Source organism: Sphingomonas sp. CFBP 8760, assembly GCF_014841615.1.
In the GTDB taxonomy this organism is placed as follows: Bacteria; Pseudomonadota; Alphaproteobacteria; order Sphingomonadales; family Sphingomonadaceae; genus Sphingomonas.
Genome location: NZ_JACYUG010000001.1, coordinates 122,110 through 139,132, shown reverse-complemented (window position 1 = coordinate 139,132; position 17,023 = coordinate 122,110). Strand labels below are relative to the sequence as shown.

At 64.5% G+C, this 17,023-nt stretch carries 22 protein-coding genes; 21 read left to right on the top strand and 1 reads right to left on the bottom strand.

From position 1 onward, the window contains the following. The first annotated feature begins 1 nt into the window (after position 1). Positions 2-463: an MOSC domain-containing protein gene (locus IFT82_RS00620; RefSeq protein ID WP_192123363.1), complete on the top strand. Its 462-nt coding sequence runs from the start codon at positions 2-4 to the stop codon at positions 461-463. Further along, on the top strand, positions 460-1,650 hold the full coding sequence (locus tag IFT82_RS00615; RefSeq protein WP_192123361.1) for a phosphoglycerate kinase: 1,191 nt from the start codon (positions 460-462) through the stop codon (positions 1,648-1,650). Before IFT82_RS00620 ends, IFT82_RS00615 begins: the two co-directional genes overlap by 4 nt. A 4-nt stretch (positions 1,651-1,654) precedes the next feature. On the opposite strand, the gene IFT82_RS00610 is transcribed toward IFT82_RS00615, so the two are convergent. Beyond that, positions 1,655-2,146 carry a TlpA family protein disulfide reductase gene (locus IFT82_RS00610; protein ID WP_244646400.1) on the bottom strand — a complete coding sequence of 164 codons (492 nt, stop codon included), beginning with the start codon at positions 2,144-2,146 and terminating at the stop codon, positions 1,655-1,657. A gap of 157 nt (positions 2,147-2,303) precedes the next feature. On the opposite strand from IFT82_RS00610, the gene IFT82_RS00605 reads away from it, so the two are divergent. From IFT82_RS00605 to nuoI, 19 genes are all read left to right on the top strand, one after another. Next, positions 2,304-2,537, top strand: a complete 234-nt coding sequence (locus IFT82_RS00605; protein WP_192123359.1) for a ribbon-helix-helix protein, CopG family — start codon at positions 2,304-2,306, stop codon at positions 2,535-2,537. Then, positions 2,528-2,890: a type II toxin-antitoxin system PemK/MazF family toxin gene (locus tag IFT82_RS00600; RefSeq protein ID WP_192123357.1), complete on the top strand. Its 363-nt coding sequence runs from the start codon at positions 2,528-2,530 to the stop codon at positions 2,888-2,890. The genes IFT82_RS00605 and IFT82_RS00600 overlap by 10 nt, the downstream gene beginning before the upstream one ends. 43 nt (positions 2,891-2,933) lie before the next feature. Beyond that, positions 2,934-3,854: a class I fructose-bisphosphate aldolase gene (locus tag IFT82_RS00595; protein WP_192123355.1), complete on the top strand. Its 921-nt coding sequence runs from the start codon at positions 2,934-2,936 to the stop codon at positions 3,852-3,854. Between the two features lie 105 nt (positions 3,855-3,959). Beyond that, entirely contained in the window at positions 3,960-4,643 is a 684-nt protein-coding gene (thiE, locus tag IFT82_RS00590) for a thiamine phosphate synthase (RefSeq protein WP_192123353.1), read from the top strand. Between the two features lie 64 nt (positions 4,644-4,707). Beyond that, entirely contained in the window at positions 4,708-5,709 is a 1,002-nt protein-coding gene (locus tag IFT82_RS00585; RefSeq protein ID WP_192123351.1) for a L,D-transpeptidase family protein, read from the top strand. Between the two features lie 6 nt (positions 5,710-5,715). Beyond that, positions 5,716-6,300: a M23 family metallopeptidase gene (locus IFT82_RS00580; protein ID WP_192123349.1), complete on the top strand. Its 585-nt coding sequence runs from the start codon at positions 5,716-5,718 to the stop codon at positions 6,298-6,300. Between the two features lie 33 nt (positions 6,301-6,333). Continuing rightward, positions 6,334-6,897 (top strand): elongation factor P, encoded by a 564-nt coding sequence (gene efp / locus IFT82_RS00575; protein WP_192123347.1) that lies wholly within the window; start codon positions 6,334-6,336, stop codon positions 6,895-6,897. A 3-nt stretch (positions 6,898-6,900) separates the two neighbouring features. After that, entirely contained in the window at positions 6,901-7,317 is a 417-nt protein-coding gene (locus tag IFT82_RS00570; protein WP_192123345.1) for a hypothetical protein, read from the top strand. Between the two features lies 1 nt (position 7,318). Continuing rightward, entirely contained in the window at positions 7,319-8,131 is an 813-nt protein-coding gene (locus tag IFT82_RS00565; RefSeq protein ID WP_192123342.1) for an inositol monophosphatase family protein, read from the top strand. Positions 8,132-8,258: 127 nt separating this feature from the next. Beyond that, positions 8,259-8,633: an NADH-quinone oxidoreductase subunit A gene (gene ndhC, locus IFT82_RS00560; RefSeq protein WP_192123340.1), complete on the top strand. Its 375-nt coding sequence runs from the start codon at positions 8,259-8,261 to the stop codon at positions 8,631-8,633. 5 nt (positions 8,634-8,638) lie between these two features. Continuing rightward, positions 8,639-9,193 carry a NuoB/complex I 20 kDa subunit family protein gene (locus IFT82_RS00555; protein ID WP_192123338.1) on the top strand — a complete coding sequence of 185 codons (555 nt, stop codon included), beginning with the start codon at positions 8,639-8,641 and terminating at the stop codon, positions 9,191-9,193. Beyond that, positions 9,190-10,050 carry an NADH-quinone oxidoreductase subunit C gene (locus IFT82_RS00550; protein WP_192123336.1) on the top strand — a complete coding sequence of 287 codons (861 nt, stop codon included), beginning with the start codon at positions 9,190-9,192 and terminating at the stop codon, positions 10,048-10,050. The genes IFT82_RS00555 and IFT82_RS00550 overlap by 4 nt, the downstream gene beginning before the upstream one ends. A gap of 56 nt (positions 10,051-10,106) precedes the next feature. Beyond that, on the top strand, positions 10,107-11,321 hold the full coding sequence (locus tag IFT82_RS00545; RefSeq protein ID WP_192124228.1) for an NADH-quinone oxidoreductase subunit D: 1,215 nt from the start codon (positions 10,107-10,109) through the stop codon (positions 11,319-11,321). Next, the gene (locus IFT82_RS00540) at positions 11,318-11,494 is read left to right on the top strand and encodes a hypothetical protein (protein WP_192123334.1); all 177 of its coding nucleotides are present in this window, start codon (positions 11,318-11,320) and stop codon (positions 11,492-11,494) included. Before IFT82_RS00545 ends, IFT82_RS00540 begins: the two co-directional genes overlap by 4 nt. Then, positions 11,487-12,155, top strand: coding sequence for a complex I 24 kDa subunit family protein (locus IFT82_RS00535; RefSeq protein ID WP_192123332.1), 669 nt, complete (start codon positions 11,487-11,489; stop codon positions 12,153-12,155). Before IFT82_RS00540 ends, IFT82_RS00535 begins: the two co-directional genes overlap by 8 nt. Continuing rightward, entirely contained in the window at positions 12,155-13,456 is a 1,302-nt protein-coding gene (gene nuoF, locus IFT82_RS00530) for an NADH-quinone oxidoreductase subunit NuoF (protein WP_192123330.1), read from the top strand. Before IFT82_RS00535 ends, nuoF begins: the two co-directional genes overlap by 1 nt. Further along, on the top strand, positions 13,456-15,450 hold the full coding sequence (nuoG, locus tag IFT82_RS00525) for an NADH-quinone oxidoreductase subunit NuoG (RefSeq protein ID WP_192123328.1): 1,995 nt from the start codon (positions 13,456-13,458) through the stop codon (positions 15,448-15,450). The genes nuoF and nuoG overlap by 1 nt, the downstream gene beginning before the upstream one ends. Next, on the top strand, positions 15,447-16,502 hold the full coding sequence (gene nuoH / locus IFT82_RS00520) for an NADH-quinone oxidoreductase subunit NuoH (RefSeq protein ID WP_192123326.1): 1,056 nt from the start codon (positions 15,447-15,449) through the stop codon (positions 16,500-16,502). The genes nuoG and nuoH overlap by 4 nt, the downstream gene beginning before the upstream one ends. Beyond that, positions 16,499-16,984, top strand: a complete 486-nt coding sequence (nuoI, locus tag IFT82_RS00515; RefSeq protein ID WP_192123324.1) for an NADH-quinone oxidoreductase subunit NuoI — start codon at positions 16,499-16,501, stop codon at positions 16,982-16,984. The genes nuoH and nuoI overlap by 4 nt, the downstream gene beginning before the upstream one ends. The last annotated feature ends 39 nt before the right edge of the window (positions 16,985-17,023 follow it).

Below are 17,023 nucleotides of genomic sequence, written 5' to 3'. Positions count from 1 at the left end.
GGTGACGGGCACGATCGCCGGCATCGCCCGCCACGGGCGGCCCAAAGGCCCGGTCGAGACAATCGACCGGGTCGCGGTGTCGCTGGATGGCGGCATCGCCGGCGATTGTCGCGGGGTACGCAAGCCCGGCGGGCGCGGCCGGCGTCAGGTGACGCTGATCGAGCGGTGCGACTGGGACGCGGCGGTGCATCAGGTCGGCCACGATCTGCCGTGGTGGGCGCGGCGCAGCAACCTGCTGGTCGACGGGTTCGATCTGCCGCAGGTGCCCGGCACCCGCCTGCGCATCGGTGCCGACGTGGTGCTGGAGGTGACGCGCGAAACCGACCCGTGCGACCGGATGGATAAGCTGGCGCCCGGCCTGTTCGCGGCGTTGCTTCCCGATTGGCGCGGCGGCGCCTGTTCACGCGTATTGGCCGGCGGCACGATCGCCATCGGCGACCCGATCAGGATCGAGGAACCATGACCAAGGCTTTCAGAACGCTGGACGATATTGGCGAGGTCGCCGGCAAGCGCGTGCTGGTGCGCGAGGATCTGAACGTGCCGATGGCGGACGGCCGCGTCACCGACGACACCCGGCTGCGCGCCACGATGGCGACGGTGAACGAACTGGCCGATCGCGGCGCGATCGTGCTGGTGCTGGCGCATTTCGGCCGGCCCAAGGGGCAGCCGAACCCCGAAATGTCGCTGGCGCTGGTGACGAAGTCGTATGAGGCGGTGCTGGGCCGCCCGGTGCGCTACATCGACTGGGAAGGGGCCGAGGAAGCGATCGCCACCCTGCGGTCCGGCGACATCGCGGTGCTGGAGAACACCCGTTTCTTCGGCGGCGAGGAAAAGAACGATCCCGCCGTGATCGACCGGTTCGCCGCGCTGGGGGACCTCTACGTCAACGACGCCTTCTCCACCGCGCACCGCGCCCATGCTTCGACCGAAGGACTGGCGCACCGGCTGCCGGCGTTCGCGGGCCGGGCGATGCAGGTGGAACTGGACGCGCTGGAAAAGGCGCTGGGCAATCCCGAGCACCCCGTTGCGGCGGTGGTCGGCGGGGCCAAGGTATCGAGCAAGCTGGACGTGCTGCGCCATCTGGTGACGAAGGTCGATCACCTCATCATCGGCGGCGGCATGGCCAACACCTTCCTCGCCGCGCGCGGCGTGGCGGTGGGTAAGTCGCTGTGCGAACACGACCTGACCGATACCGCCGAGGCGATCCTCGACGCGGCGGACAAGGCCGGCTGCACCGTCCATCTGCCCTATGACGTGGTGGTGGCGAAGGAATTCCGCGCCAACCCCCCGGTTCGTACCGTCAACGTCCACGAAGTGGCGGCGGATGAGATGATCCTCGACGTCGGTCCCTCCGCAGTCGAGGCGCTAGGCGATGTGCTGAAGAACTGTCGCACGCTGGTGTGGAACGGACCGATGGGTGCGTTCGAGACACCGCCATTCGATACCGCCACGGTCGCGCTGGCGAAGACCGCGGCGGCGCTGACGCAGGACGGCAGCCTCGTGTCGGTCGCGGGTGGCGGCGATACCGTCGCCGCGCTCAATCAGGCGGGGGTGGCGGATCGCTTCACCTTCGTCTCGACCGCCGGTGGCGCGTTCCTGGAATGGATGGAGGGCAAGGACCTACCCGGTGTCGCGGCGCTGATGCGCTGACCCGTCACCCGCCGGTCGCACCGGCCGGCGGGGCTTCCTTCAGCAGCGGGATCAGCAGGCGGTTCAGGTCGTCCAGGTCGAAGGCGCGGGCGGCCGCGTAACGGACGATCCCTGCGCGATCGATGATATAGTTGGTCGGCACCGCCCTTACGTTTGCATACTCCCCCTTGACCCGTTTGGCGGGGGTGATCGCCAGCGCGGCGAACAGGGGCTTCATCCGGTACGCGGGCACCGATCCTTCGGTCGTGATCGCGAACACCCGCAATCCGTGCTTTTCGGTCCGCCGGTAATATTGATCGAGCAGCGGCAGTTCGACCCGGCAGGGCACGCACCACGTCGCCCAGAAATTCAGCAGCACCACCTGCCCGCGCAAAGACGACAGCGCCACCTTGCTGCCGTCGAGCAGCGTCAGTTCGGTATCCGGCGCCGGCTGGCCGACCACGATCCTGCCGGCGGTGGCGGGCGTTGCCGTCCAGAGGAGGGCGGCGGCCATCATGACGTTCCACCATCTCGTTATCATCATCGCCGCTCCCCCTCGTCTCCGGCCATTCCCCACCAACACAAGACAGGTGCGTAATTGCCGCGTCAATCGCGGCGCTTGAACGCCGCGCGGCAAGACGCTATGTTAAACACGTTAAACATCAGGGGTAACGATGCTCGGCGTCAGGCTGGATACGGAACTGGAAGAGCGTCTTGCAGCCGTGGCGCGCACCCAGGGCCGCAGCAAGAGCGATATCGCGCGCGAAGCGGTGCGACGCTACGTCGACCTGCACGACGAGGCGTATCGACGCGAAGCCCGCCGCCAGTCATTGCGCGCCTCGAAGCGCGAGGGCGAGCCTCATGCCGTCTGGGATGCGATCGACACGGATGATACGGCATGGAACTGACACCGGTGGACACCGTCGCCGGCGACATCAGGCACGGTGCGATCGTGCTGGTGGCATCGGCGCCCGACCGTACCGACCGCGCCCGGCCCTGCGTCGTCGTCCAGTCCGACCTGTTCAACGCCACCCATCGCACAATCACCTTGTGCCCGCTGACCGACATCGTCGGCGGCGAGGCACTGTTCCGCGTCGCCTTTTCACCGCGCGAGCATACCGGCCTGACGGTCGAGTGCGAGGTGCAGATCGACCAGATCACCAGCGTCCGCCGCGAACGTATCGTCCGCGTCATCGGCCAGTCATCACCGACCCGCATGGAGCAGGTCGATCAGGCGCTGCGCCGCTGGCTGATGCTGTGATTCCATCGTTTTTCCTACCATCGTCCTTCCCAGGGAGATTTCCATGTCCACGACCGTGACGCCTGCCGTAAAGGCCATTCTCGACAAGTACGAAGCCACCAGCCCGGCGGTGAAGGGCAACCTCGCCCGCATCCTGATGCAGGGCAAGCTGGGCGGTACCGGCAAGCTCATCATCTTGCCGGTCGATCAGGGGTTCGAACATGGGCCGGCCCGCTCGTTCGCGGTGAACCCGGCAGCCTATGATCCGCACTACCACTATCAGATCGCGATCGATGCCGGGCTGTCTGCCTATGCCGCGCCGCTCGGGCCGCTGGAGGCGGGGGCCGATACCTTTGCCGGACAGATCCCGACGATCCTGAAGGTCAACAGTTCGAACAGCTGGGCGACCAGCATCGATCAGGCGGTGACCGCCAGCGTGTCCGACGCGTTGCGCCTCGGCTGCGCGGCGATCGGCTTCACCATCTATCCGGGATCGGATGGCATCTTCGAGCAGATGGAGGAAATCCGCGAACTGTCCGAGGAGGCCAAGTCGGTCGGCATCGCGACGGTGATCTGGAGCTATCCGCGCGGCGGCAACCTGTCGAAGGACGGCGAGCTGGCGCTGGATGTCGGCGCCTATGCCGCGCACATGGCGGCGTTGCTGGGCGCGCACATCATCAAGGTGAAGCTGCCGAGCGCGCATATCGAGCAGCCCGAAGCGAAGAAGGCGTACGAAGGCACCGACTGGTCGCAGCAGTCCGAGCGTGTTCGTCACGTCGTCCAGTCCAGCTTCGCCGGACGCCGGATCGTGGTGTTCTCGGGCGGCGCGGCCAAGGGTGCGGATGCGGTCTATCAGGACGCGCGCGACATTCTGGCGGGCGGCGGCAACGGCTCGATCATCGGCCGCAATACCTTCCAGCGCAGCCGCGAGGACGCGCTGGCGATGCTCGACAAGCTGGTGTCGATCTACAAGGGCGAGGCCTGATTTGGCCCGGTGGCGGCGCGGCGTATGCCGTGGCCGCCACCAAACGTCATGCGCTTGGCTAGGTCGCGGCTTTCGTCGCGGACGGGGTAGGGTTAGAGGGGGCGGATGATCCAAGACCCTCTCGGCCCGCTCGACCCCGATTTCGCCGCGAACTTCACGCGCGATCTTCGCCGTCCGCCCTGTCAGCTCTATCTCGTATCGCCGCTCGATGTCGGTGGTGCTTTCCCGGACCGGCTGGCGCGCGCGCTGGATGCGGGGCCTGCGGCGGCGTTCCAGTTCCGCGTCAAGGACATCGACCAGCACGAAGCGGCGCGACTGGCCGAACCGTTGCAGCGCATCTGCGCCGACCGGGAAGTCGCGTTCATCGTCAATGATTCGGTCGCGCTGGCCAAGCGGCTGGGCGCGGACGGCGTGCATCTGGGCCAGGACGATGGCGACCCGCGTGAGGCGCGCGAGGCACTGGGGCCGAGCGTGCAGATCGGCGTCACCTGCCACGACAGCCGCCATCTCGCGATGGAAGCGGGCGAGGCGGGGGCCGATTATGTCGCCTTCGGTGCCTTTTATCCGACCACGACCAAGGAAACCAAGCATCGCCCCGAACCGGTGATCCTCAGCTGGTGGTCGGCAGTGTTCGAACTACCCTCGGTCGCGATCGGTGGAATCACGCCGGACAATGCCGCGCCGCTGGTGAAGGCGGGGGCCGACTTCCTCGCCGTCTCCGGTGCGGTATGGGGCGGGAACGAGGCGGCGGCGATGCGCGCCTTTGCCGACATACTCGCCGCGCGATAGGCACGGAGCCAAGCGGGGTGCCGCTCGTTTGATCTGACAGCGTAACAGTCTGATCGGAACATCCATGCGTCGTTTCCTGCTCCTGCTCGCCCTGGGGATTGCCGCACCCGCGATCGCGCAGCCGGAAGTTTCCCGCGGGAAACAAATCCCGCTCGACCGCAATCTGCTGAAGATGCAGGTCGTGCTCGACCGGCTCGGCTTCTCGCCCGGCGTGATCGACGGGCGGGCGGGTATGTCTCTGACCTCGGCGATCAAGGGGTTTCAGGAAAGCCGCGGGTTGCCGGTGACGGGCAAACCCGATGCGCCGACGATGCAGGCGCTCGCGCCCTATTGGGGAACCGAGGCGACCAAGACGCTGGAACTGAACGCCCGGGTGCTCGCGGGGCCGTATCTGCCGGAGATTCCGAAGAGCGAGGTCGATCAGGCGAAGCTGCCCGGCCTCTATTACCGCAGCCCGCTGGAGAAGCTGGCGGAGATGTTCCACACCACCCCGCGCGTGCTGGTGGAACTGAATGGTCCGCAGACGATGCTGACGCCTGGCACCAAGGTGGTGTTTCCGAACGTGCTGCCGACCAGCCGCGCCTATGACCCCGAGCGGACCGACGAATGGCGGGCGACGCTCAACATGCTGAACGTCGATGCGGTGCAGCCCGAGGCGTCGAAGATCGTGGTCGACAAGTCCGACAAGGTGTTGCGCGTCTATGACAAGGCGGACAAGCTGGTCGCACAGTTCCAAGTGACGACGGGATCGCAGCACGATCCGCTGCCGATCGGCAACTGGACGATCAAGGGCGCGGATTATAATCCGAAGTTCCATTACAATCCCGCCCTGTTCTGGGATGCGGACAAGAGTGACGACAAGGCGCAGTTGCCGCCGGGGCCGAACGGGCCGGTCGGGGTGGTCTGGCTGGACCTGTCGAAGAAGCATTACGGCATCCACGGCACCCCCAATCCCGAACTGATCGGCCGCAGCGAAAGCCATGGTTGCGTGCGGCTGACCAATTGGGATGTGGCGCGGCTGTCGGTGATGGCGAAGCCGGGAACGCCGGCCATCTTCCAGGAATAGCCGGGGATGACGAAGCTCGGCTGGGGCATCCTGATCGCACTGGTGCTGGTGGTGGGTGGCTTCCTGTCGATGCTATCCTTTTCGGGCGACGGCGAACCGGGCGTGCGTGAACGTTTGCGCCGGGCAAACCCGTTCGTCCGTACGCCGACGTCGCTCGTGGTCCCGGTGGCGGGCGTTGCGCCCACCGCGATCGCCGATAGCTGGGGCGATGCCCGCGGGGGCGGCGCGCGGGCGCACCACGGCACCGACATCATGGCGCCGGGCGGTACGCCGGTGCTGGCGGCGGCAGACGGCACGGTCGAGAAACTGTTCGACAGCCGCCTCGGCGGCACGACGCTCTATGTCCGGTCGCCCGATCGGCGCACGATCTATTACTATGCGCATCTGTCCCGCTATGCGGACGGGATCGGTGAAGGGGCGGTGGTGCGGGCCGGCCAGCCGATCGCCTATGTTGGCGATACCGGCGATGCGGGGCCGGGGAACACCCACCTGCATTTCGGGGTGCAACGGATGCGCGCCGGCGAGGGATGGTGGCAGGGGCAGGACATCAATCCCTATCCCTTGCTTGCCGGAACGGCCGGGCAGCGCTAAGTCGCGCCATCGCTCTTTCCAGCAGGTACAGTCATGAAGATCAGCGGCGTGGACATCCGTCCCGGCAACATCATCGAGTATGAAGGCGGCATCTGGCGCGCGGTCAAGATCCAGCACACGCAGCCCGGCAAGGGCGGCGCGTATATGCAGGTCGAGATGAAGAACCTGATCGATGGACGCAAGAACAACGTCCGCTTCCGCTCGGCCGAGACGGTGGAACGGGTGCGGCTGGATACCAAGGATTTCCAGTTCCTGTTCAAGGACGGCGACCAGCTGACCTTCATGGACAAGGACAATTACGAGCAGATCACGCTGGATGCCGGCATCCTGGGCGATGCCGCCGCATTCCTGCAGGACGGCATGGACGTGGTGCTGGAACTGTACGACGAACGCCCGATCTCGGTCGAGCTGCCCTCCACGATCGAGGCGATGATCGTCGAGGCCGATGCGGTGGTGAAGGGGCAGACCGCCTCGTCCAGCTACAAGCCCGCGATCCTCGACAACGGCGTCCGCGTGATGGTGCCGCCCCACATCGGCGCGGGCACGCGGATCGTGGTCGACGTGTACGAGCAGACGTACGTACGGCGCGCGGATTAACTAATGGGCGATGTTCGTTTTAGTGCTCAGGTTAAAGAAGTCATTAACCGGAATGCGCTGGTCAGCGAACTACTTATGCTCGGTTTTAATGCTTATTTGCCAGTGTATGATCGCGGCGTTGATCTGGTGGCTTACCGAGATGCGGATGCCTCGTTTCGTCCGATACAGCTCAAAGGGCGTTGGATAATCGACCGGAAGTATGAAGGGAAAGGCGTATGGATTGCCTTTCCATCGTCTGGGGGGTGGTTCGTTGCCCCTCATGACGAAATGGTCAAGATGGGGCAGGAGGTAGGTTTCTGCTCCAGTTCTTCATGGAGCGATGGCGGAGCTTATAGCTGCCCATCATTGAGTAAAAGGTTGGCGCTGCTCATGGAGCCGTACCGGCTTAATGCGCTTTCTCAATTTTGCATGGTGGTTTGAAATGCCTTCCCATTCCGGTCTTTTCACCGTCATCGAGCGGGCCGCGCGCAAGGCGGCACCCCGGCTGCGGCGCGACTTCAACGAGGTCCAGCAGTTGCAGGTCAGCCGCAAGGGGCCGGCGGATTTCGTCAGCCAGGCCGACCAGCGCGCCGAGCAGACGATCTACGAGGAATTGTCGCGCGCACGCCCCGACTGGGGGTTCCTGATGGAGGAGCGTGGCGAGGTGGCGGGCGATCCCGACAAGCCGCGCTTCATCGTCGATCCGCTCGACGGCACCTCGAACTTCCTCCACGGCATCCCGCATTTCTGCATCTCGATCGCGGTCGAGGAGCCGATGCCGAACGGCAAGCGCGAGATCACGACCGCGCTCGTCTATCAGCCGCTGACCGACGAAAGCTTCTGGGCGGAGAAGGGTCGCGGCGCATGGCTGACCGACCAGCGGCTGCGGGTGTCCTCGCGCCGCGACATGAGCGAGGCGCTGATCGCGACCGGCATCCCCTTCATGGGCCATGGCGACTTCGTCGAATGGAGCCGCATTTTCGGCGCGGTCGCGCCCGAAGTGGCGGGCATCCGGCGCCTGGGCGCGGCGGCGCTCGACCTCGCCTGGGTGGCGGCGGGGCGATTCGACGGGTTCTGGGAATCGGACCTGCAGATGTGGGACGTCGCGGCCGGCCAGTTGCTCATCAAGGAAGCCGGCGGCTTCGTCACCGACTATCGCGGTGGCGACAAGCCGTTGGAACGCAAGGAAATGCTTGCGGCCAACGATGCGCTCCACTCCAAGCTGCACAAGCTGGTGGCGGGCGCCCTACGCTGATGGCGTGACGGCCACGTCCGGTCGGCCTGTCGCCAGTTGCGAGTTATTCTCATAGCTTGCAAACCTTGCCGCTTGGGCTTCACCGGCCTAAAGCGATCACTATCCGTTCGCACTTGCGAGATGCCCATTGGTCGACCTGTCGCAATATCTGCCGATCCTGCTGTTCCTTGGTGTCGCGATCGTGCTTTCGAGCGCGTTCGTGTTTCTTCCGATGGCGGTCGGGCGGCTTACCGGCTCGCACAAGCCGAACGAGCAGAAGCTCGCCGAATATGAATGCGGCTTCCCTGCATTCGAGGATTCGCGCAGCCGCTACGACGTGCGCTTTTATCTCGTCGCGATCCTGTTCATCGTCTTCGATCTGGAGGCGGCGTTCCTATATCCATGGGCGGTCAGCGTGTTCAGCATCGGCTGGACCGCGTGGATCTCGATGATGATCTTTATCGGCGAACTGGCCCTGGGCCTCGTCTATGCGTGGAAGAAGGGAGCGTTGGATTGGGAGTAGTCGACATGCACTCCGGTCCCGTCGAACTAGGCCGGCCGGCCGGTGACGGCAGCGTGCTGCCGCCCGATCAGGGGTTTTTCGACAGCCTGAACGGCGAACTGACCGACAAGGGTTTCCTCGTCACCTCGACCGAGGAACTGTTCCAGTGGGCGCGTACCGGCAGCCTGTGGTGGATGACGTTCGGCCTCGCCTGCTGCGCGGTCGAGATGATCCACGTCAACATGCCGCGCTACGATCTCGAACGCTTCGGTGCCGCGCCGCGTGCATCCCCGCGCCAGTCGGACGTGATGATCGTCGCGGGTACGCTTTGCAACAAGATGGCCCCGGCGCTGCGCCGGGTGTACGATCAGATGTCGGAGCCGAAATACGTCATCTCGATGGGTAGCTGCGCCAATGGCGGCGGCTATTACCATTACAGTTATTCGGTTGTGCGTGGCTGTGACCGGATCGTGCCGGTCGACATCTACGTGCCCGGATGTCCCCCGACCGCGGAGGCGTTGCTGTACGGCATTATGCAGTTGCAGCGGAAGATCCGTCGCAGCGGGAGCATCGAACGGTGAGGGCGCCTGCTCCCGCCTATGCCGCAGCGGGCGACACGATCGAGGTCGCGCGCGGCGCGATTGGTCCGGCCCTGATCGACGCGCTCGAGCGGGTCGGCGAGGTCCAGTTGTACGTCCATCGCGATGGACTGGTCGATGCGATGATCGCGCTGCGTGATACGCCGGGGCTGGAATATCAGCAGCTGATGGAGATCGCCGGGGTCGATTATCCCGAGCGGTCCGAGCGGTTCGATGTGGTCTACAACCTGTTGTCGCTGACCCGGAACCACCGCGTACAGGTGCATGTCGCGACCGATGAGGAGCAGCCGATCCCGTCCGTCACCGGCTTGTGGCCGGTGGCTGGGTGGCTGGAGCGCGAAGTGTATGACCTGTACGGCGTGCTGTTCACCGGCAATCAGGACCTGCGCCGCATCCTGACGGATTATGGCTTTCGCGGCCATCCGTTGCGCAAGGACTTCCCGATGACGGGCTATACCGAATTGCGCTATTCCGAGGAGGAGAAGCGCGTCGTGTATCAGCCGGTGCAGCTGGCTCAGGATTTCCGCACGTTCGACTTCCTGTCGCCATGGGAAGGTGCGGGATATGTGCTGCCGGGCGACGAGAAGGCGGCCGCTCCGGCGGGTGGCCCCGCGGTACCGCAGGCCAAGGGCGCGCAGACGCCGCTGACGGCGGACCAGATCCAGAAGGCGGACACGGCCGGCGCGCCGAAGCAGGCTCCGGCGGCATCCAGCGAACCCTATGCCAAGACGACGGCGGAGAGCACCGCCGATACCGGCAAGGGCGCGCCGCAATCGGACGCGACGCCGAAGCCGAGCGATCCCGATGTCGTTCCCACCAAGGCAGGGCAGAACCAGTGAGTGATGCACCCGTGATCGCCCCGGCGACGACGACGATCGACCCCCATGTCGATCAAATGCTGCATAACGTCAGCGCGTCCGATCCGTCGACCGGCGACGTGACGATCCAGAACTACACGATCAACTTCGGCCCGCAGCATCCCGCCGCACACGGCGTGTTGCGGCTGGTGATGGAACTGGACGGCGAGATCGTCGAGCGGATCGATCCGCATGTCGGTCTGCTCCATCGCGGCACCGAGAAGCTGATTGAGGCGAAGACCTATATCCAGGCTTTGCCCTATTTTGATCGGCTCGATTACTGCTCGCCGATGTGCATGGAGCATAGCTGGGTGCTGGCGGTCGAGAAGCTGCTCGACCTCGAAGTGCCGGTGCGCGCGCAATATCTGCGGGTGTTCTTCGCCGAGCTGACGCGCATCTGCAATCACATGCTGAACCTCGGCAGCCATGTCATGGATGTCGGCGCGATGACGCCGAACCTCTGGCTGTTTGAAATCCGCGAAGATTGCATGAATTTCTTCGAGCGCGCGTCGGGTGCGCGGATGCACCACAATTACATGCGGCCGGGCGGCGTTCATCAGGACGTGCCGCTGAAGCTGCTGACCGACATCGGCGACTGGCTCGACACGCGGTTGCCGCGCCTGTTCGAGGATGCGATCTCGCTGGTCGCGGACAACCGTATTTTCAAGCAGCGCAACGTCGACATCGCCACCGTCAGCCGTGACGACGCGATCGCCTGGGGCTTTTCCGGCCCGATGATCCGCGCGGCGGGCATCCCGTGGGACCTGCGCAAGTCGCAGCCCTACGACGTGTACGACCGGATGGAATTTGACATTCCGGTCGGTACGCGGGGCGATTGCTATGACCGGTTCATGGTGCGCGTGGAGGAAGTCCGTCAGTCGGCACGGATCATGAAGCAGTGCCTGCGCGACATGCCTGAAGGCCCGATCGCGTCGGACGACCGCAAGGTGGTGCCGCCCAAGCGCGCCGAGATGAAGCGCTCGATGGAGGCGCTGATCCACCACTTCAAGCTGTACACCGAGGGCTTCCACGTGCCCGCCGGCGAGGTCTATGTCGCGACCGAAAGCCCCAAGGGCGAATTCGGCGTGTACTTGGTCGCCGACGGCACCAACAAGCCCTATCGTTGCAAGATCAGGCCGACCGCATTCAGCCATTTGCAGGCGATGGACTTCATGAGCCGTGGCCACATGCTGGCGGACACGACCGCCATTCTGGGCGCGATGGATATCGTGTTTGGGGAGTGCGATCGGTGAACGATAGTCACATCCGGATCATGCTGGTGACGTTATCGGTCGTGCTGTTGGCAATCGGCATGGTCCAGCTGATCGTAATCGATAGCGCCGTGGGCGGTTTGGGGTCGATCACGGTAGCGCTCTGCCTGATCGTCGTCGCGTCCTCCACTCGCAAGAAGCAGAATAATGGCTGACTCAGTCCATATCCCCGATGAAGCCGAAACCCGCGCACGTTGGGGCTCGTTCAAATGGAACGAGGAAAACCAGCGCAAGGCGAACGAGATTCTCGGTCGCTATCCCAAGGGGCGCGAACAGTCCGCGTCGATCCCGTTTCTTGATCTTGCCCAGCGGCAGGTCGGGGCGGAGACGCACACGCAGGGCTGGTTGCCGGTGCCGGTGATCGAGTTCGTCGCGCGTGCGATTGGCGTACCGTACATGCGCGTGTACGAGGTCGCGACCTTCTATACGATGTTCAACCTCGCGCCGGTCGGCCGTTATCATGTGCAGGTATGCGGTACTACGCCGTGCATGCTGGCGGGATCGGACGACGTCTTGGCAGCGTGCAAGAACCGCGGACTGGTGAAGGGCGGCACGACGCCTGACGGCCTGTTTACGCTGACCGAGGTCGAGTGTCTGGGCACCTGCGCCAATGCGCCGATGGTCCAGATCAACGACGATAACTACGAAGACCTTGACTATGATCGGACCATCGCGGTGCTGGAAGCTCTGGCCAACGGTCAGACACCCGAGCCGGGATCGACGATCGGGCGGCGGGCCAGTTGCCCGGAGGGCGGGCCGACCTCGCTCAGGCAGATGGTCGACGCCAACCATGATTATCGGGGGGAGTGGGCGTAATGCTCGCCGACAAGGATCGCATCTTCACCAACGTCTACGGGTTCCAGCCATGGAACCTCGACGCGGCGCGTGCGCGGGGCGACTGGGACAATACCAAGGCGCTGCTGGAACTCGGCAACGACAAGATCATCGATGTCGTCAAGGCATCGGGTTTGCGCGGTCGTGGCGGGGCGGGTTTCCCGACCGGCACGAAATGGTCGTTCATGCCCAAGGAGCCGAAGGCGGAACGGCCCAATTTCCTCGTCATCAACGCCGATGAATCCGAACCTGGCAGCTGTAAGGATCGCGAGATCATCCGCCACGATCCGCATAAGCTGATCGAAGGTGCGCTGGTCGCGGGCTTCGCGATGCGGGCGCGGGCGGCATATATCTATATCCGCGGCGAATATATTCGCGAGGCGGAGACGTTGTTCGCGGCGGTGGCGGAAGCCTATGCCGCCGGCCTCATCGGCAAGAACGCGTGCGGGTCGGGCTATGATTTTGACGTCTTCGTCCATCGTGGCGCGGGTGCCTATATCTGCGGCGAAGAGACCGCGATGCTCGAAAGCCTGGAGGGCAAGAAGGGCCAGCCCCGGCTGAAGCCGCCATTCCCGGCGGGAGCGGGGCTTTATGGCTGCCCGACGACGGTCAACAACGTCGAATCGATCGCGGTCGCGCCGACGATCCTGCGGCGCGGGGCCGAATGGTTCTCCAGCTTCGGCGCAGAGAATAATCGCGGGACCAAGCTGTTCCAGATCAGCGGTCACGTTAACAAGCCGTGCGTGGTCGAGGAGGCGATGTCGATCAGCTTCCGCGAACTGATCGAGACGCATTGCGGCGGTATCCGGGGCGGCTGGGATAATCTGCTCGCGGTCATCCCGGGCGGATCGTCGGTGCCGCTGGTGCCCGCCGCGCAGATCATCGATGCACCGATGGATTTCGACGGACTGAAGGCGGTCGGCTCCGGCTTGGGCACCGCGGCGATCATCGTCATGGACAAGTCGACCGACATCGTCCGCGCGATCAGCCGCATCTCGTATTTCTACAAGCATGAGAGCTGCGGCCAGTGCACGCCGTGCCGCGAGGGCACCGGCTGGATGTGGCGGGTGATGGAGCGGCTGCGCACCGGCGACGCCGACCTGTCCGAGATCGACATGCTGCAACAGGTGACCAAACAGGTCGAGGGCCATTCGATCTGTGCGCTGGGCGATGCCGCGGCATGGCCGATCCAGGGTCTCATCAAGCATTTCCGGCCCGAACTGGAGCGCCGGATCAACGAACGCGGGGGCGACCTCGCACCGATGCAGGAAGCGGCGGAATAATGCCCAAGCTGAAGGTAGACGGGATCGAGGTCGAGGTGCCGGCCGGCGCCACGGTCCTGCAGGCGTGCGAAGCGGCGGGGAAGGAAATTCCGCGCTTCTGCTATCACGAGCGCCTGTCGATCGCGGGCAATTGCCGCATGTGCCTCGTCGAGGTGAAGCCGGGCCCACCCAAGCCACAGGCATCGTGCGCGCTGCCGGCGGCGGACAATCAGGAGGTCTTCACCACCACGCCGATGGTGAAGAACGCCCGTGAGGGCATCATGGAATTCCTGCTGATCAACCATCCGCTCGATTGCCCGATCTGCGATCAGGGTGGCGAATGCGATCTCCAGGACCAGTCGGTCGCCTATGGTCGCGGCGCGTCGCGCTATGCCGAAAACAAGCGCGCGGTGACCGAGAAATATATGGGGCCGATCGTCAAGACGATCATGACCCGCTGCATCCAGTGCACGCGCTGCATCCGGTTCGCCGAGGAAGTGGCGGGCGTGGAAGAGATCGGTGCGATCTATCGCGGCGAGAACATGCAGATCACCTCCTATCTGGAAGAGGCGGTCACCAGCGAACTGAGCGGCAACGTGGTCGATCTGTGCCCGGTCGGGGCGTTGACGTCGAAGCCCTATGCCTATGAAGCGCGGCCGTGGGAATTGCGCCGGACGCTGACGATCGACGTGATGGACGCGGTCGGCACCAACATTCGCCTCGACAGCCGTGGGCGGCAGGTGTTGCGCTGCGTGCCGCGGATCAACGAGGACGTGAACGAGGAGTGGGCGTCGGACAAGACGCGCCATGCCGTCGATGGCCTGGTGCGGCGTCGGCTCGACCGGCCGTTCATCCGGCGTGACGGCAAGCTGGTGCCGGCGAGCTGGGACGAGGCATTTGCTGCGATCGCGGCCGTCCCGCATGGCGGCAGCGTCGCGGCGGTTGCGGGCGATCTGGTCGATTGCGAGACGATGTATGCCGCCAAGGCACTGGTCCGCGCACTGGGTTCCGACCTGCTGGAAGGCCGGCAGACGGGGATGGATTACGACACTTCGTCGCTCGCGGCGGTGAACTTCAACACGACGATCGCCGGCACCGAAGAGGCGGACGCGATCCTGCTGGTCGGCACCAACCTGCGCTGGGAAGCGCCGCTGGTGAACACCCGCATCCGCAAGGCGATCAAGAAGGGCGCGAAGGTCTTCGCGATCGGACCGGAGACGGATCTGACCTACAAGGTCGAATGGCTGGGCGCCGATCTGGCAGTGCTGGGCGATCTGCCGCAGACGGTGCTGGATGCCTTTGCAGGCGCGGCGAAGCCGATGATGATCGTCGGCGGTGCGGCGCTGAAGGGCGCGCATGGCGGGGCGCTGAAGCTGGTCGAGACGCTGGGTCTGGTGAAGCCCGACTGGAACGGCTTCAACGTCGTTCATATGGCGGCCTCGCGGATGGGCGGGCTGATGCTCGGTTATGCACGGCAGGGCGGGATTGCCGACCTGCACGACGCGAAGCTGGCATTCTTCCTTGGCGCGGATGAAGCGGATTTCAGCCGCTTCATCGGATTCAAGGTGTTCGTCGGCCATCACGGCGACAAGGGCGCGGCGTCTGCGGATGTGGTGCTGCCGGGCGCGAGCTATGCCGAGAAGTCGGGCACCTGGGTCAATCTGGAAGGCCGGGTCCAGCGTGGCGAACGCGCGGTGTTCCCACCGGGCGACGCGCGCGAGGACTGGAGCATTTTCCGGGCGCTGTCCGACACGATGGGCGTGACCCTGCCGTTCGACAGCTTCGCGGGTGTGCGCGAGGCGATGTTCACCGAAGTGCCGGCATTGCGCGAACAGGGCCTGGTGTCGTTCGACTGGCAGATGCCCGCAATCGAGGGCAGCGCGGTGGGCGTGCTGACCGGCTATCCGATCAAGGATTTCTATCTGACCAACGCGATCTGCCGTGCATCGCCGACGATGCAGCGCTGCTCGGCCGAACTGGTCCATGGCGAGACGTTCGCGGAGGCCGCGGAATGACCGCTTTCTTCCATACCACCGTCGGCCTGTCCTATGACTGGGCCTGGTTCGTCGCGACGATCATCGGCATCCTCGTCATCGCGCTGCCGCTGATGCTGGCCGTGGCGATGATCATCTATGCCGATCGCAAGATCTGGGCAGCGATGGCACTGCGTCGTGGCCCCAACGTCGTTGGCCCGTTCGGCCTGCTGCAGTCGTTCGCCGACGGCCTGAAGGTCTTCCTGCAGGAAACGATTATCCCGTCGGCGGCGAACAAGGGTCTGTTCCTGATCGCGCCGATCATCACCTTCACGGTCGCACTGATCGTGTGGGCGGTGGTGCCGTTCCAGGCAGGAGTGGTGCTGGCCGACATCAACGTCGGGCTGCTCTATGTCCTCGCGGCCTCGTCGCTCGGCGTGTACGGGATCATCCTCGCCGGCTGGGCGTCGAATTCCAAATATCCATTCTATTCGGCGTTGCGGGCAGCGGCGCAGATGGTCAGCTACGAAGTCGCGATCGGCTTCATCCTGATCTCGATCGTGCTGTGGTCGGGTACATTCAACCTCAGTGGCATCGTGATGGCACAGAAGGGTGTGTTGAACACGCCGATCAACGGCTTCTTCCTGAACCCGCTGCTGTTCCCGATGGCGATCATGTTCCTGATCTCGTCGCTGGCCGAGACGCAGCGGGCGCCGTTCGACCTGACCGAGGCGGAATCGGAACTGGTGGCGGGCTACCAGACCGAATATTCCTCGATGAGCTTCGCGCTCTACTGGCTCGGCGAATATGCCAACGTCATCCTGATGTGCGTGCTGAACGCGACGCTGTTCTGGGGGGGCTGGTTGCCGCCGCTCGATTGGGCGCCGCTTTATGCCGTGCCGGGAATCATCTGGCTGTTCGCCAAGATGATGTTCTTCTTCTTCGTGTTCAGCTGGATCAAGGCAACGGTGCCCCGTTACCGCTACGACCAGCTGATGCGGCTGGGGTGGAAGGTATTCCTGCCGGTGTCGCTGTTCTGGGTTTTCCTCGTGTCGGGCGTCCTGATGTGGATGCGCGTAGGATTCGGGTCATGAGTGTCGCGCAATATGTGAAGTCGTTCTTCCTCGTGGAGTTCGTGAAGGCGCACGCGCTGACCTTGCGCTATTTCTTCAAGCCCAAGGCGACGATCAACTACCCGTACGAGCGCAATCCGGTCAGCCCGCGGTTCCGCGGAGAACATGCGCTGCGCCGTTATCCGAATGGCGAGGAACGCTGCATCGCCTGCAAGCTATGCGAGGCGGTATGCCCGGCTCAGGCGATCACGATCGAGGCCGAGCCGCGTGACGACGGCAGCCGCCGCACCACGCGCTATGACATCGACATGACCAAGTGCATCTATTGTGGCTTGTGTCAGGAGGCGTGTCCGGTCGATGCGATCGTCGAGGGGCCGAATTACGAATTCTCGACGGAAACGCGCGAGGAATTGATCTACGACAAGAACAAGCTGCTCGATAACGGTGATCGCTGGGAGCGGACGCTCGCGGCAAACCTTGCCGCCGACGCGCCATACCGTTAATGCGCGCCCACTTCGTTCCAACGCCAGGCAAGGGGGCCT

What these genes read in the sequence shown, in the direction of transcription:
- IFT82_RS00615 (WP_192123361.1), top strand. Translation starts at nt 460, where the DNA reads ATGACCAAGGCTTTCAGAACGCTGGACGATATTGGCGAGGTCGCCGGC.
- IFT82_RS00610 (WP_244646400.1), bottom strand. Translation starts at nt 2,146, where the DNA reads ATGATGGCCGCCGCCCTCCTCTGGACGGCAACGCCCGCCACCGCCGGC.
- IFT82_RS00605 (WP_192123359.1), top strand. Translation starts at nt 2,304, where the DNA reads ATGCTCGGCGTCAGGCTGGATACGGAACTGGAAGAGCGTCTTGCAGCC.
- IFT82_RS00600 (WP_192123357.1), top strand. Translation starts at nt 2,528, where the DNA reads ATGGAACTGACACCGGTGGACACCGTCGCCGGCGACATCAGGCACGGT.
- IFT82_RS00595 (WP_192123355.1), top strand. Translation starts at nt 2,934, where the DNA reads ATGTCCACGACCGTGACGCCTGCCGTAAAGGCCATTCTCGACAAGTAC.
- thiE (WP_192123353.1), top strand. Translation starts at nt 3,960, where the DNA reads ATGATCCAAGACCCTCTCGGCCCGCTCGACCCCGATTTCGCCGCGAAC.
- IFT82_RS00585 (WP_192123351.1), top strand. Translation starts at nt 4,708, where the DNA reads ATGCGTCGTTTCCTGCTCCTGCTCGCCCTGGGGATTGCCGCACCCGCG.
- IFT82_RS00580 (WP_192123349.1), top strand. Translation starts at nt 5,716, where the DNA reads ATGACGAAGCTCGGCTGGGGCATCCTGATCGCACTGGTGCTGGTGGTG.
- efp (WP_192123347.1), top strand. Translation starts at nt 6,334, where the DNA reads ATGAAGATCAGCGGCGTGGACATCCGTCCCGGCAACATCATCGAGTAT.
- IFT82_RS00570 (WP_192123345.1), top strand. Translation starts at nt 6,901, where the DNA reads ATGGGCGATGTTCGTTTTAGTGCTCAGGTTAAAGAAGTCATTAACCGG.
- IFT82_RS00565 (WP_192123342.1), top strand. Translation starts at nt 7,319, where the DNA reads ATGCCTTCCCATTCCGGTCTTTTCACCGTCATCGAGCGGGCCGCGCGC.
- IFT82_RS00555 (WP_192123338.1), top strand. Translation starts at nt 8,639, where the DNA reads ATGCACTCCGGTCCCGTCGAACTAGGCCGGCCGGCCGGTGACGGCAGC.
- IFT82_RS00545 (WP_192124228.1), top strand. Translation starts at nt 10,107, where the DNA reads ATGCTGCATAACGTCAGCGCGTCCGATCCGTCGACCGGCGACGTGACG.
- IFT82_RS00535 (WP_192123332.1), top strand. Translation starts at nt 11,487, where the DNA reads ATGGCTGACTCAGTCCATATCCCCGATGAAGCCGAAACCCGCGCACGT.
- nuoF (WP_192123330.1), top strand. Translation starts at nt 12,155, where the DNA reads ATGCTCGCCGACAAGGATCGCATCTTCACCAACGTCTACGGGTTCCAG.
- nuoG (WP_192123328.1), top strand. Translation starts at nt 13,456, where the DNA reads ATGCCCAAGCTGAAGGTAGACGGGATCGAGGTCGAGGTGCCGGCCGGC.
- nuoH (WP_192123326.1), top strand. Translation starts at nt 15,447, where the DNA reads ATGACCGCTTTCTTCCATACCACCGTCGGCCTGTCCTATGACTGGGCC.
- nuoI (WP_192123324.1), top strand. Translation starts at nt 16,499, where the DNA reads ATGAGTGTCGCGCAATATGTGAAGTCGTTCTTCCTCGTGGAGTTCGTG.